Source organism: Streptomyces sp. NPDC046876 (genome assembly GCF_040645035.1).
In the GTDB taxonomy this organism is placed as follows: Bacteria; Actinomycetota; Actinomycetes; order Streptomycetales; family Streptomycetaceae; genus Streptomyces.
Window position 1 is genome coordinate 31,873 of the sequence record NZ_JBEYXK010000033.1, and the last position, 12,144, is coordinate 44,016.

Sequence of the window (12,144 nt, forward strand, 5' to 3'; positions counted from 1 at the left end):
GGGCGGGGTCAGGTCCGCGCGGCCCCGCGGATCGGCGTGGTGAGCCGGGACCTCAACCGTCGCCGCCGGGGGAGTGCGGCCGCCGAAGCCCCTCGAGGAGTAGTGCGATCATCCGGCGGGGGTCGTAGCGGGGGTCGCTGTCCCGTCCGATGCAGAGGTTGCCGATGCCGCGCATCAGCTCGTAGGGCTGGATGCCGGCTCTGGCTTCGCCGGCGTCGACTGCGGCGTCGAGCAGTTGACCGCAGACGGGCATCAGGCGGTCGAGAAAGTGGGTGTGCAGCGAGGCGAAGCGGTCGGTGTCGGACTGCAGGGCGTCTGCGAGGCCGTGCTTGGTGACCAGGAAGTCGACGAAGAGGTCGATCCACTGGCGCAGCGCGTCGAACGGGGAGGCCGCGCCGGCCAGGAGGCCCGGACCGGCCTCGGCGCACGCCTCGATCTGGTGGCGGTAGACGGCGGTGACGAGGTCCGCCCGGGTCGGGAAATGGCGGTAGAGCGTCCCCAGTCCGACGCCCGCCCGTGCGGCGATCTCCCGGATCGGCGCATCGACCCCCGAGGCCACGAACACCTCGGCGGCCGCGTCGAGCAGCGTCTGCTGGTTGCGCACCGCGTCCGCCCGCTTGCTGCGGGCGGACGCCCCTTTGGCCTGGCCTGCAGTGGGCACCACGTCTCCTTCCGACCGTTGACGAAACGGATCAGCGTTCCATATCTTAAATGGAACAACGATCCGCTTTCAGAATAGCTGAAGGCGGGCACTCCGCCGTACCCGCCGCCGGTCACCGGCCACATGCGACCGGGCGGCACGGGCCATCGAAGGGCATGCGCATCATGAGTCATCCTGCTTACGCCGACACCCTCAGCTCGCCCACACCCGTCCTGTCGGTCAGCCCGGTGGTGCTGCCGACCCCCGGCCGTGCCGTAGACCTGCAGGTGCGCGTCTCTGCTCCGGTGAGCGGGAGCGAGCTGCCGGTCATCCTCCTCTCGCACGGTCTCGGATTCTCCAACAACCTCTCCTCGCTGAACGGCTACGCCCCTCTGGCCAACTACTGGGCGGCACACGGCTTCGTCGTGATCCAGCCGACCCATCTGGACTCGAGGACGCTGAGCCTGGATCCCGACATGCCCGGGGCCGTAGCGCACTGGCGCAGCAGGGCCGAGGACATGAAGCGCATCCTCGACCGGCTCGACGCGATCGAGGCCGCCGTCCCGCAGCTCCGCGGCCGCCTCGACCACAGCCGAGTCGCCGTGGCCGGGCACTCGATGGGCGGGCATACCGCGAGCCTGCTGCTGGGCGCCCGCCTCACCGATCCGCACGACGGATCCGAGGTGGACCTGGCCGAGCCTCGGATCAAGGCAGGTGTGCTGCTCGCCGCGCCCGGCCGGGGCGGTGACGCCCTCACCGAGTTCGCGAGCGAGAACTACTCGTTCTTCCTGACCACCGACTTCTCCACGATGACCACGCCCACGCTGGTGGTCGCCGGCGACAAGGACGGCTCCGCCTTCCTGACGGTCACCGGCCCGGCCTGGCACGTCGATCCGTACACCCTTTCCCCCAGCCCCAAGTCGCTGCTGACCCTGTTCGATGCGGAGCACGGGCTCGGCGGGGTCTCCGGGTACGACGTCGCCGAGACCACGGACGAGAACCCCGAGCGGGTCGCCGCGGTCGCGCGACTCACCTGGGCCTACCTGCGCAGCGAGCTCTACCCCGAGGACTCCGCCTGGCAGGCCGCGCGCGACACCCTGGCCTGCGGCCCCGACCCGCTCGGACGAATCGACTCCAAGTAGGCCGAGCCTGCGGCGCCAGGCGAAGCTCAGCGGAGCCCTGCAAGGGGCGGTCTCAACCGTCGGCGCAGCCCCGCCTCCACCGTCGTCCGGCCCGTCGGGGCGCCACCGCCGCACCCGACGGTCGAAGTGGGCGTTGCTCGTGCGCGGTGACCCGGCCGGTCCAGTGGGTGTGGGTGAGCAGGCTTCCCCCCCCGCGACGCCTACTCCACTGACCGCTCGCCTGAACGGACGGCAGGGCTGCCCCTTACGAGGGGCGGCCCTGCCGAAACCGAGTTTGCGCATCGAGGGATCAAGGATTTGGGCGGTACGGGTCGAGCGAGGTCGAGACCGGATCGCGGCCCTGCTCCGCTGCGCGCTTGCGACGATCACGCAGGTCGCCGAGCGGGTGGGCCTTGCCAAGGGGCGTTCCGGATACCACGTACGGATGCTCGAACGGGCGCGCCTGGTGAAGGTGGTCCGAACGAGGAAGGCGCGGGGCACAGACCGCCCTGTCCGGCTTTGCGGGGCCGCCTGCGGGCGGTGCCCTCCTCGCGCTCGGGCGGCCGGTCCCGCTGCTCGCCGACTGCCGCAGTCGAGGGACTCGCCCTCCTGGGCTTGGCCGCCGCCCCGAACCCGTACGCCGCAGGCCTCGCGCTCGCCGTCTGCGGCGCGGGCATGGGCGCCACGATGGTGCTCGGCCCCTCCCTCCGGCAGGAGCTCATCCCGTCCCGCCTCATGGGCCGCGTCGCCTCCACCTCCCGCATGCTCGCTGCCTGGAACCGTTGGTGCGGGGAATCCCGCCCATCTGCTCGCGCCGCGGACCACGGCGGCGAAGGCCCGCGAAAATGTAGACCGCCTCAGTACGTTCCGAAGGCTTCGACGGAAGGTCGCACCGACGGCAACTCCCACAGCTCCAGGGACCCGCTGATCAGGTCCGCCAGGAACTGAACGGCGCCTCCCGTGTAGTGCCACCAGCCGCCATTGCGTGAGGCCACAGTGACAGTCCACTCATCGGGACCAGCCTCACTGGTGGTCCAGAGAAAGTAGTCGCCCTGGTTCGACGTTGCCCACGGCAGCAGTCCTCCAGGAGCAGGAAACGGGTAGAGGGGGACGGCCGTCTCGGCGTCCTCGCACCACTCGGCAAGGATCTCGAGATCCTCCGGATCTTCGGCCCATGCCTTCTCCCGCCCCTGGGGCGGGAAACCGACGCACAGGAAGTCACCGAAGGCCAGGGACGGGTAGGTCTCACCGAGCAGCTTGTAGTCCGAGGGCAGCCCCACACCCAGGCATTCCTCCACCTGGGCCCAGTCGATGCCAGAGGGAGCGGTACGCCGGAAACGCGCAAGCTCAGGTGCAGCCCGTTCCAGGGCCGCAACCGCCGAGGCAGGATCGGACAGTCGCCGATGAGGTACCTGAGTGCCGATGAGAGCGTCCATATGGCCAGACTGTCAGGTCAAGGACCTCCTCCCTTCACCGGCACCCAAGCGTCCCCGCGAGGCCGTTGGGCCGGTGCCGAGCCCGGCTCGGCGTTCTTCGCCTCGGCCCCGGAGCGTGGGGCGCCGGGCCTCCACAGGATGCAACGAGCGGCTTTGAAGGCGGAATGGTGGCGGCAGGCCTGTAGGGGGCCGGCCAGAACGGGGTTCGATCTCGCGGCCCGGCGTCGCGGCCGGAGCTGAGCGACGCGATGTCCGCCGTGCTTGTGGAGGAGTTTGCCAAGGTCCGATGGCGCATGGCTTGCCGGACCGACGACGGCCGCCGGCCAGGGCCAAGCCCTTGAACGGCCGCAGATTCCGCAACTCAAGGGCTCTGGGGGGCGAAGGGGCCGTACTCCTTAAGGTCATGAACGCGCCAAAACTGAGCGCTCTAAGCGTCCTAAAGTGCGCATTTTGGTGAATGATCTGGGGGGCGGCTGGTCCGATGCAGATTGTCACAGCTCGGCGACACCGAGAGAGTAGGAGCTGGTATGAAGCGCAAGCTCGGCCTCGCAGTTGCCTCGATCGCGCTGGGAGCAGCAACCGCGGTAACAGTCCCGGCGACTGCGCAAGCGGCCCCGTCCGCTTCCGCCATCGCAGGACACGTACCCGCAACGTGGCAGCGGACGGGGGAGTACTACCGAACGAAGACGACCTGCATGGCTGACGCGAGCAAATACCTGAGCGCTAGCAACGTGTATGGATACAGGTGTATCCAGATGGACAGGAAGCTCTGGCGCGGCGAGGTCTACGCCGACTGACCGTCACGCTTCGCTGACTGCTTTGATGATGGCCCGCCCTCCGGGGGCGGGCCATTCCTGTCGATTTCCCTGCCTGGGACCGGGTCTACGCCTTCCTCCGCCGCTGGCGCCGGCAGGGACTGATCGCCGGCGGCGGCCGGGACCTCGGCGCGGGGCCGCACGGGCAGAAGGTGGAGCCAGGCGAGGCCATCCGGTTTGTGGGTGCCGTCGAACCGCCCGAGGGCACGCAGCACAAGCGGTGCACCATGGCCGGTGGCAGACCACCTGGTACAACCTGAGCTTCCCCCGGCCGGCAGCAGCTATGCGGCCGTCCGCCACTGCGCTGACGCCGATCTCTGCTCGGACGGCAACACCGCCCCGGGCATTACGGGGCGTCATGATGGCAGGCCTCGAGCGTTCGTGCGGATCGTGTCCTTGAATTCCGCCGTGGACACGTTTTTCGCGCCGGTGAGATCGGCGCCGGTCAGGTCCGCTCCGGTGAAGTCCGCGTCGCGGAGATCCGCCTCCCTCAGGTCCGCTCCCCGCAGGATCGCGCCGGGCAGGCTGGCGCCCACGAGGCTGGCCCGCCGCAGGCTGGCACCCTCCAATCCTGCCTTCTTCAGGTCCGTGTCCTCGAAGTGCGCCCCGGCCGCCTGGATCCGGCTCAGGTCGGCCTGCGCGAGGCGAGACCGGGCCAGATCCGCGTTGGTCAGCACGGCGTCCGACAGATCGGCACCGTCCAAGCCGGCTTCCTGCAGATCCGTGTCCGCCATGGCTGCTCCTGACAGACGGGCATGCTCCAGATCCGCGTCGCCCAGGTCCGCGCCGCTGAAATCGGCATCCGGGAAGTTGATGCCGGTCACGCGTTGGCGGTTCGGGTTCCACATCCCCATGTAGCCCAGGTGGCGCAGGTGCACGTTCCGCAGGTCGAAGGCGCCGCGGCCGTCCCGTGCGGGATCCCGGTTGGCCAGTACCGTCATGGCCGCTTGGACGTCCGTGGCCGGGTGGGCATCGGCGCGGCCGTTCGCGGGGTCGCGAGTGTGCTCACGGACGTATGCCGTCAGCAGTGTCACGACGGTGGGCTGCTCATCCGGCGCGTTCTGCATCAGCCGCTCCAGGCCGTAGATGCCGCCGAGGCGGATGTCCACGGCAGAGGAGGCGAGGTTTCCGATGGCCGCATTGAACCGGCCGGTGACCTGGCCCTGTTCGGCGATCCTCAGCTGTTCACCGGATTGCTCGACCGACGCCCAGGTGAACAGCAGGGCGGCGAGAGCCGCGATTCCCGGCAGTGACGCCGCGGCCAGCGCCGCCCACTGAAGCCGGTGTGCCGTCGTGCGCTCATCCGCCCGAGGGCGCTTTGCCGGGGGACGCCCTCCGTGACGAGTGCCCCGCTGGGAAATGCGGCGCAGCCGCGCCGAGGTGTTGAGCCTGGCCATGCCTGCCATGGAACCCCGGAACCGGGGATGCACCGGTGTTCTGGCGGTGCGGCGTACGACGGTGTCGGGCGAACGGCCGAATCCTGACAGCACCCGTTCCCGTCGGCCCGGTCGGTGACCGGCGGGGGACGTGGGCAAGTCCCTGCCTCAGGCCTCGGTGCCGGCCCCGGAGGCGCCATCGCCCCGACTTCGCCAGGCATGTCGCCGACGTCGGCTCCGCTCCGGACTCCGACCGGCTGACCGTAGGCCCGGAGTCGGCTTCGCCACCGCTCCCGACCAGACCGCGGTTGGCTAGGGTGGCGTCGTGAACGGCCAACAGCGCGTGCGGGACGACGCGGGGAGCGCGGCTCGACTCCTCGCCCTGTCGGACGGCGTGTTCGCCATCGCCATGACGCTGCTGGCGCTGGACATCAGGTTGCCCGCCGGGCTTGACCCCGCCCGCTTCGAGCGGGCGCTCAGCGATGTCATGCCCAACGTGTGGGCGTACGGCCTCAGCTTTCTGGTCATCGCGGCGTTCTGGCAGGGCCACCACCAGATCTTCCGGTACGTGCAGGAAGTCGACGGAGTGGTCATCGGGCTCGGGCTGCTGGCCCTGGGGCTGATCGCCCTGATGCCCTTCCCCACCACCCTGCTCGCCCAGTACGGCGACCGGCCGCAGTCGGTGGCCGTCTACTCCGGCGCCGTCGCGGCCATGGGGGCCGCACAGCTCGCGCTGACGGTCGTTCTGTGGAAGCGCCCGTGGCTGGGCAGCGTGGCGCTGCCCGATCCCGTCGCGCGCAACGACGTGGCCGATCTGGCGGCGACAGTACTGGTCTTCGCGACCGCCGTGCCGCTCGCGTTCCTCTCCCCGACGGGCGCGAAGCTGTGGTGGGCGGTGCTGATCCCGGTCAAGGCGGTGACCGGCGCGCGGGCCAAGCGCCTGCGCAGCGCCGCCCGGCAGTCCGGCGCCGGCCAGTAGGGCTCCGTTCGGGCATCAGGACGCTTTCTGCGGCCGGTGGCCGCGTGCCGCGCCGCGCGGGTCGAGGGAACACACCCGTCTCCGCGCGGCTGAGGCACCCAGGGGCTGGGTGAGCCCCGTTCGGAGGAACGGCGGGTGTCGCGCAGGGGGGTCCGCCGGCGCGGCTCGTACGTTCGGCTGGCATGACGTACGTATCGAGTGACCGTGCATCCGGCTCCACCCGCCGCAGCGCGCTCGCAGGGCTCGTCGGTGGGGCCGGGGCCGTACTGGCCGCTGGGTGCACCCCGTCGGGCGCGATGCCCGGGAATGGGCCCACTGCCAATCGCACGGCGTCGGCCTCCACTCCCGCGGGCGGCGGTCCCACGCCCGGGGTGATGACCCTCTTCAAAGACCCGGGCTTCAACTTCAGCGGGCTCCTCGCGCTCGGCGCGTCCGGTTACGGCGCCGGTGAGGTGGGCGAGGTGCTCACCGCCGTCAACGCGATCAACAAGGCCGGCCTCTCCGCACAGACGTACACCGAGACCTTCAAGAAGCTCGGCGATCAGCTGATGAAGGCGCCCCAGGGCGGCAAGCCAGGGACGGAGACCACCCGCTTCCGTGCGCTGCGGGCCGCTCAGTACTACGCCCAGGCCCTGTTCTTCGTCTTGGGCTCCGACGACCCCGGCAGCGAGGAGCAGCTGTACAAGGCCGGGCGCAGCGCCTGGGACAAGTTCTGCAAGCTGTGCGACCCGGCACCGGTAACGGCGAACGTCCCGTACGGGAAGACCCCCTTGCCCGTGTGGTTCTTCCGGCCGGACGACTCCGGTGAGCGGCGCCCCACCGTGATCCTCACCAACGGCAGCGATGGACAGAACGTCGACATGTGGACCTACGGCGTCCCGGCCGCTCTGGAGCGCGGCTGGAACGCACTCGTGTACGACGGGCCCGGCCAGGGGCAGCTCCTCTTCGTGGACCAGGTGGTCTTCACGCCGCGCTGGGAGACCGTGGTTACGCCGCTCGTCGACTGGCTGACCGCCCGCGCGGACGTGGACACCGGCAAGATCGCCCTGACCGGGCTGAGCATGGCAGGGGACCTGGCCCCCCGGGCCGCGGCCTTCGAGAACAGAATCGCCGCTGTGGTCGCGATGCCCGCCGTGCTCGCGCCCTGGCTGGGCTTTCCTGCGGAGATCCGTAAGATCCTCACCCCGGACAAGGAGGTGACCAACCAGATCTGGAACAAGGAGGTGGTTCCCCACCTGCCCGCATCCGCTGCCGCGACGATGAAGAAGCGCTTCGAGCCCTTCTCCGTGCCGGCGATGCTCGACGCCCGCAAGGGAAAGATGTTCACCGACTTCTACACCCCCGCCAAGATCATCGAGTCGCTGGACATCACGAACGTGGTGGACCGCATCAAGATGCCCACTCTGGTCCTCGACTACGACGACGAGCAGTTCTATCCCGGCCAGCCGCGCCGGATGTTCGACAAGCTGAAGGCCCCCAAGGACTACGTCAAGCTCACCGCAGCCACCGGCGCGCAGCTGCACTGCTCCCCGATGGCGCCGCAGCAGCACTGCGAGGTCGTCTTCGACTGGTTGCAGGAGAAGCTGTCAGGCAGCTGACCCGACATCGGCAGGCACCGCGGGCGGCCGCCGTGCCTCACTCCTGGGCAGGGCCGGCTTCCGTGGGCGCGGGGTCGGGCGCGGCCAGCGCGAACGAGTGGCCCGCGGGGTCGCTGAGACGGCGCACCGGGCAGGGGCCGTCCTCGGTGCCGGTGCCGAGGGGGCGGGCGCCCAGGGACACCGCTTCCCGTTCGGCCTCGTCGAGGTCGACGGCGGCCACGTGGATCCGCAGGTGCGCCTGCTGGGAGTCCTCCGGCCGGGGCCAACTCGGGGGTGCGTAGCCGAGGTCGCGGCGGAAGGCGAGCCGGATTCCGGCCGCGGCCACCACCTCCACGTCGTCGGCGGTGGGGCCGGGCCGGACGTCTCCGTCGAGCAGGTCGGCGTAGAACCGCGCCAGCGTCTCGGGCTCGGCGCAGTCGAGGGCGAGTACGGGTGTCTTCTGCACGCTCATGGTCCGCGTGTACCCGCGGTGTCCGTCCGCACACGAAATCCCCCGCACGGCAAGGGGATTGTCCGGTTCCGGTGGTACGGGCGAGGCGGACCGGGCCGTGCCCGCCGACCGGTCAGAACATGGTGTTGTCGTTCGCGGACGTCGGGGGGATGACCTGCAGGACGTCCCAGTGCTCGACGACCCTGCCGTCGCCGTCGAAGCGGAAGATGTCGATGCCCGCGTACTCCTCCTCCGGCCAGATCTGGTGGCAGTGCAGGACGACGTGGTCGCCCTCCGCAAGCACCCGCTTGAATGCGACGTGCTTGCCGGGGTACTCGGCGGCCATGCGCTCGAAGTAGTCGACGAACGCCTCCTTGCCGTCGCCGACGTGCGGGTTGTGCTGGACGTAGGTGTCGCCCGCGTATCTCTCGATGGCCTCCCGGGGGCGGCACTGGTTGAACATGAGGTCGTAGAACGCCTGGGCGGTGGCCTTGTTCCTCTCGGGATCGCTCATGGGGCCACCGTACGGCGGACGCCCGGGGCACCGGCGCGACGCGCCACGTCGGCCCTGACCCGGTCCGGGCCGGTAAGGTCCGCCCGCACCAGGTCAGGGCCGGGAAGCCGGGGTACGGCGGCGGCCCAGGAGCTCGGCCAGGCCCTGGCGGGTGGCGGCCATCAGGACCCGGTCCTGGGCGGTGAGGACACGGCCCGGGTCCAGCCCCCACACGAAGCCGCCGGCGACAGCGGCGCCGTCCGGGGGGCGCACGCCGGGGACCGCCGTGTCCAGGGCGATGACGCGCCAGGCGCCGGGCCGGAAGGACTGCCCGATGGTGCGGCCCTCCAGCTCCGGCAGGCCCGCCACCTCCACGGCGGCGATCAGCAGGACGCAGCGCTCGACGGGGATGGCACCGAGGATCTGCCGTCCCATCATCGCCCCGGCGAAGGCGGGAGCCGCCAGGTGGGTGACGCTGCGGCTGCGGGTGAGCGCCGCGGAATGGGCGGTGGCCAGGGTGCGGTCGACGGCCGCGGCGAAATCGTCGTCGTCCAGGCGCAGCACGACGCGCAGGTCCGACTTGACGGTCCGGGCGTGCAGTACGGCCTCCAGGTTGGTGCTGTCGGAGCTGGTCAGGGCGAGCAGGGCGCGCGCCCGGTGGACGCGGGCCGACTCGAGCACGCCCTCCTGGGTGACGTCGCCCATCACCACCGGGACGTGCAGGCGCCGGGCGAGTGCCAGCCCCCGCGCCAGGGGGTCCTCCTCCACGCACACGACCGGGACGCCCAGCTCCCGCAGCCGGGCCAGCACGCGGGTGCCGATCTTCCCGAGCCCCACCAGCACCACGTGCCCCGAGAGGTTGCCCGGCGGCCGCCTCAGCCCCGCGACCGTGCGGAACGCGCCCAGCGCCTCCAGCGCCGCGGCCACGAGCACGGGCAGCAGCAGCATGCCCACGAACCCGCCGAGGACCTGCAGGAGCTGCCGTACGGCGCTCTCGCGCACGGCCGGGTCGTTGAAGGCGAAGACGTCGAGGAACGTCACGTACGCGGCGTGGTACGGGGAGTCGCCCGTCGTCAGCCACGAGGCCAGCCCGAGTGCGCCGACGGCTGCCGCCACCGCGCCCAACGACCAGGTCAGGCGGGGGGAGAACAGCGAGCCGAGCGAGCCCACCAGGGCCGCCGCGCCCAGCAGCGGGGAGGCGAAGTAGCGGCGGCCCGCGGGCGGCACGGCCTCCAGGATGATGACGCTGCGCCCGCCGGCACGGGCGGTCTCGCGGTCGTCCGGAAGAAGCCTCAGCTCCCGCTCCCCGTCCCGTCCGTGCGCACGGGCGGAGGCGTCGCTGTCCTCCGGGTGCCCCGCGTCCGCCGACAGCACGGCCAGAGTGCACAGGGTGGCGGCGGGAGGGGCCACGCGCCGCCGGGGTGGGCGCTCCACCGCCCTCAGCAGCAGTCCGTCGGCCTGGACCACCTTGCTGGTGCCGGCGACGGCGGTGGCTGCGAAGGCGGGGGCGGCCGTGTCCGCATCCGACAGGACGGTGGTGGACGCGTCCACGTCCAGCAGGTGCATGGACGGGTCCGCTCCCGCGGCCGCCTGGTCCAGCAGTTGGGCCAGGTGCAGCCCGAGCTTGCGGTTGTACAGGCGGATCACCAGGCGCAGGCGGGGGTTGAGGCGCCGCGCCACCAGGGCTGCCTGCACGTTGCGGTCGTCGTCCTCGTACACGAGCGAGAGGGCGGGCGCGCCCCCGACTCCTGCGGCGGCCAGGACCGCTTCGTCCGGTTCGGACGCCTCCAGGATCCGCAGCTCGCGCACTGCCGACCGTTCCGTTCCCGGGCCGGACTCCCACTGCCGGGCCAGCGGTACGCGTGCGAGGAGCCCGAGTGCCGGCCCGCGGCCGCGGCGGGGCGCGAGCACCCGTTCGGCGTCGCGGGCGACGGGTACGACCAGGGTGACGTGTTCGCCGTACACGTCGAGGAGTTCCGCGGCGAGCCGGTGGGCGAGTCCGTCGTCTCCGCAGACGACCATCCTGCCGACCGGCTCCGCGGACGGCGGGACGGGGGAGTTACGCGAGGGCCGCACAACCGGAGCATGCCTCGTCGGACAGGTGGGCAAGCCTTGGAGCCGACGTACGGCAGGGGCCCGAGGTGCAGGAACGGCGGGAGAGGCGCTCGCTCGCAGACCGTGCGCGCCGTCGGCGGCGCCGGCGCGCGCTGAGTGCGGCTGCCACTGCCGGCGGGTCAGGCACGCCCGGAGGTCTCCAGTGCCGGCTCGTGCGGACGGGGTGCCTCTGCGGCGACGTGCTCGGCAGCCGGGCCGGGGACGGCCTCCGCGGACGGCTCGGCGACCGGACCGGCCGGGGACGGCGCGCGACCAAGGAGGGCCTCGGCCTCCTCCAGGATCCGGCGGGCCGCGTGCAGCCGTTCGAGCAGTTCCCGCTCCCCGGCCGCGGGAAGTGCCGACGGCACGGCAACCACTCCGGGCGAGGCGGCTGCGGACGCCTTCGCGCGGGCCGCGGCCTCCTCGATCTCCCGTGCCTCCTCCAGGGAGTTGAGGACGACCCCGATGAGCACGTTGACCAGGACGAAGGAGGCCAGCAGCACGTACGAGGCGTAGAAGAGGATCGACCACGGCGAGGCGGCCAGACCCGCGTGCACGGCGTCGCCGAGCCCCTCCAGCGTCATCAGCAGGAACAGTGTGAGCCCGGCGCGGCCCAGGGACCCGTAGTGGGCGGGGTCGCTGTCGGCGAAGCACATCCAGCCGAGCATGGCGTACACGTAGAGGATCAGCGCGCCGACGACGAGGAAGCTGAAGGTGCCCGGAAGGCTGCGGCCGATCGCGATGAGCAGGATGCGCAGCTGCGGCAGGAAGCGGGCGGTGCGCAGGACACGGGCGAGGCGCAGGAGGCGCAGCAGGGTGGTGTTCTCGCGCAGCAGGGGGACGAACGCCGCTGCGACGACGAGCAGGTCGAAGCAGTTCCACGGATCGCGGAGGAAAGAGCGCGGCCGGTCGGCGCAGGCGGCCAGCCGCAGCAGCATCTCCACGGTGAACGCGGTGAGGAAGAAGCGTTCCGCCGCGTCGAGCACCCCGGCGTGTCGCTCGACCAGGCCGCCGTACGTCTCCACCCCGAGGAGCGCCGCATTGCCGACGATCATCGCGAAGACGCCGAGAGAGAAGGACGGCGCTTCCGTGACCGTGCGACAGCGTCGCGCGATGCGTACCCGCGCCCGTCGGACCCTCGCCGGCTGCGTCATGTGTGCTC

11 protein-coding genes and 2 pseudogenes are annotated in these 12,144 nt (G+C 71.4%); 6 read left to right on the forward strand and 7 right to left on the reverse strand.

The genetic code is table 11. The features are described 5' to 3' along the window. Positions 1-52: 52 nt before the first annotated feature. On the reverse strand, positions 53-661 hold the full coding sequence (locus ABZ924_RS19385; protein ID WP_361910854.1) for a TetR/AcrR family transcriptional regulator: 609 nt from the start codon (positions 659-661) through the stop codon (positions 53-55). A 164-nt stretch (positions 662-825) separates the two neighbouring features. Between ABZ924_RS19385 and ABZ924_RS19390 the strand changes: the two genes are divergently transcribed. The 3 genes and pseudogenes from ABZ924_RS19390 to ABZ924_RS19400 all read left to right on the forward strand — a co-directional run. After that, a complete protein-coding gene (locus ABZ924_RS19390) occupies positions 826-1,782 on the forward strand; it encodes a chlorophyllase (protein WP_361910857.1) in 957 nt (318 codons plus the stop codon). Between the two features lie 322 nt (positions 1,783-2,104). Next, a pseudogene (locus tag ABZ924_RS19395) lies at positions 2,105-2,269 on the forward strand (winged helix-turn-helix transcriptional regulator); the annotation flags it as partial. Between the two features lie 74 nt (positions 2,270-2,343). After that, positions 2,344-2,532, forward strand: a pseudogene (locus ABZ924_RS19400) (MFS transporter); the annotation flags it as partial. Positions 2,533-2,618: 86 nt separating this feature from the next. Here the strand turns inward: ABZ924_RS19400 and ABZ924_RS19405 are convergent. Continuing rightward, positions 2,619-3,197, reverse strand: coding sequence for an SMI1/KNR4 family protein (locus tag ABZ924_RS19405; RefSeq protein WP_361910860.1), 579 nt, complete (start codon positions 3,195-3,197; stop codon positions 2,619-2,621). A gap of 527 nt (positions 3,198-3,724) precedes the next feature. Between ABZ924_RS19405 and ABZ924_RS19410 the strand changes: the two genes are divergently transcribed. After that, positions 3,725-3,994, forward strand: coding sequence for a hypothetical protein (locus ABZ924_RS19410; RefSeq protein WP_361910863.1), 270 nt, complete (start codon positions 3,725-3,727; stop codon positions 3,992-3,994). Between the two features lie 374 nt (positions 3,995-4,368). On the opposite strand, the gene ABZ924_RS19415 is transcribed toward ABZ924_RS19410, so the two are convergent. Continuing rightward, complete coding sequence (locus tag ABZ924_RS19415) at positions 4,369-5,409, reverse strand: pentapeptide repeat-containing protein (RefSeq protein WP_361910866.1); 1,041 nt, start codon at positions 5,407-5,409, stop codon at positions 4,369-4,371. A 304-nt stretch (positions 5,410-5,713) separates the two neighbouring features. Here ABZ924_RS19415 and ABZ924_RS19420 point away from each other — a divergent pair, with 304 nt between their 5' ends. Both ABZ924_RS19420 and ABZ924_RS19425 read left to right on the forward strand, forming a co-directional pair. Next, on the forward strand, positions 5,714-6,367 hold the full coding sequence (locus ABZ924_RS19420) for a TMEM175 family protein (RefSeq protein ID WP_361910868.1): 654 nt from the start codon (positions 5,714-5,716) through the stop codon (positions 6,365-6,367). Between the two features lie 374 nt (positions 6,368-6,741). Continuing rightward, a complete protein-coding gene (locus tag ABZ924_RS19425) occupies positions 6,742-7,965 on the forward strand; it encodes an alpha/beta hydrolase (RefSeq protein ID WP_361910871.1) in 1,224 nt (407 codons plus the stop codon). A gap of 37 nt (positions 7,966-8,002) precedes the next feature. On the opposite strand, the gene ABZ924_RS19430 is transcribed toward ABZ924_RS19425, so the two are convergent. From ABZ924_RS19430 to ABZ924_RS19445, 4 genes are all read right to left on the reverse strand, one after another. After that, positions 8,003-8,416: a VOC family protein gene (locus ABZ924_RS19430; RefSeq protein ID WP_361910873.1), complete on the reverse strand. Its 414-nt coding sequence runs from the start codon at positions 8,414-8,416 to the stop codon at positions 8,003-8,005. A 112-nt stretch (positions 8,417-8,528) separates the two neighbouring features. Then, complete coding sequence (locus ABZ924_RS19435) at positions 8,529-8,909, reverse strand: nuclear transport factor 2 family protein (protein ID WP_361910876.1); 381 nt, start codon at positions 8,907-8,909, stop codon at positions 8,529-8,531. Between the two features lie 93 nt (positions 8,910-9,002). Continuing rightward, on the reverse strand, positions 9,003-10,910 hold the full coding sequence (locus ABZ924_RS19440) for an NAD(P)-binding protein (RefSeq protein ID WP_361910957.1): 1,908 nt from the start codon (positions 10,908-10,910) through the stop codon (positions 9,003-9,005). Between the two features lie 212 nt (positions 10,911-11,122). Beyond that, entirely contained in the window at positions 11,123-12,136 is a 1,014-nt protein-coding gene (locus ABZ924_RS19445) for an ion transporter (protein WP_361910879.1), read from the reverse strand. Positions 12,137-12,144: the final 8 nt, after the last annotated feature.

Bases quoted from the DNA above. Each gene is read 5' to 3' on its own strand.
- ABZ924_RS19390 (WP_361910857.1), top strand. From the start codon at position 826: ATGAGTCATCCTGCTTACGCCGACACCCTCAGCTCGCCCACACCCGTC.
- ABZ924_RS19405 (WP_361910860.1), bottom strand. From the start codon at position 3,197: ATGGACGCTCTCATCGGCACTCAGGTACCTCATCGGCGACTGTCCGAT.
- ABZ924_RS19410 (WP_361910863.1), top strand. From the start codon at position 3,725: ATGAAGCGCAAGCTCGGCCTCGCAGTTGCCTCGATCGCGCTGGGAGCA.
- ABZ924_RS19415 (WP_361910866.1), bottom strand. From the start codon at position 5,409: ATGGCCAGGCTCAACACCTCGGCGCGGCTGCGCCGCATTTCCCAGCGG.
- ABZ924_RS19425 (WP_361910871.1), top strand. From the start codon at position 6,742: ATGACCCTCTTCAAAGACCCGGGCTTCAACTTCAGCGGGCTCCTCGCG.
- ABZ924_RS19430 (WP_361910873.1), bottom strand. From the start codon at position 8,416: ATGAGCGTGCAGAAGACACCCGTACTCGCCCTCGACTGCGCCGAGCCC.
- ABZ924_RS19435 (WP_361910876.1), bottom strand. From the start codon at position 8,909: ATGAGCGATCCCGAGAGGAACAAGGCCACCGCCCAGGCGTTCTACGAC.
- ABZ924_RS19440 (WP_361910957.1), bottom strand. From the start codon at position 10,910: ATGGTCGTCTGCGGAGACGACGGACTCGCCCACCGGCTCGCCGCGGAA.
- ABZ924_RS19445 (WP_361910879.1), bottom strand. From the start codon at position 12,136: ATGACGCAGCCGGCGAGGGTCCGACGGGCGCGGGTACGCATCGCGCGA.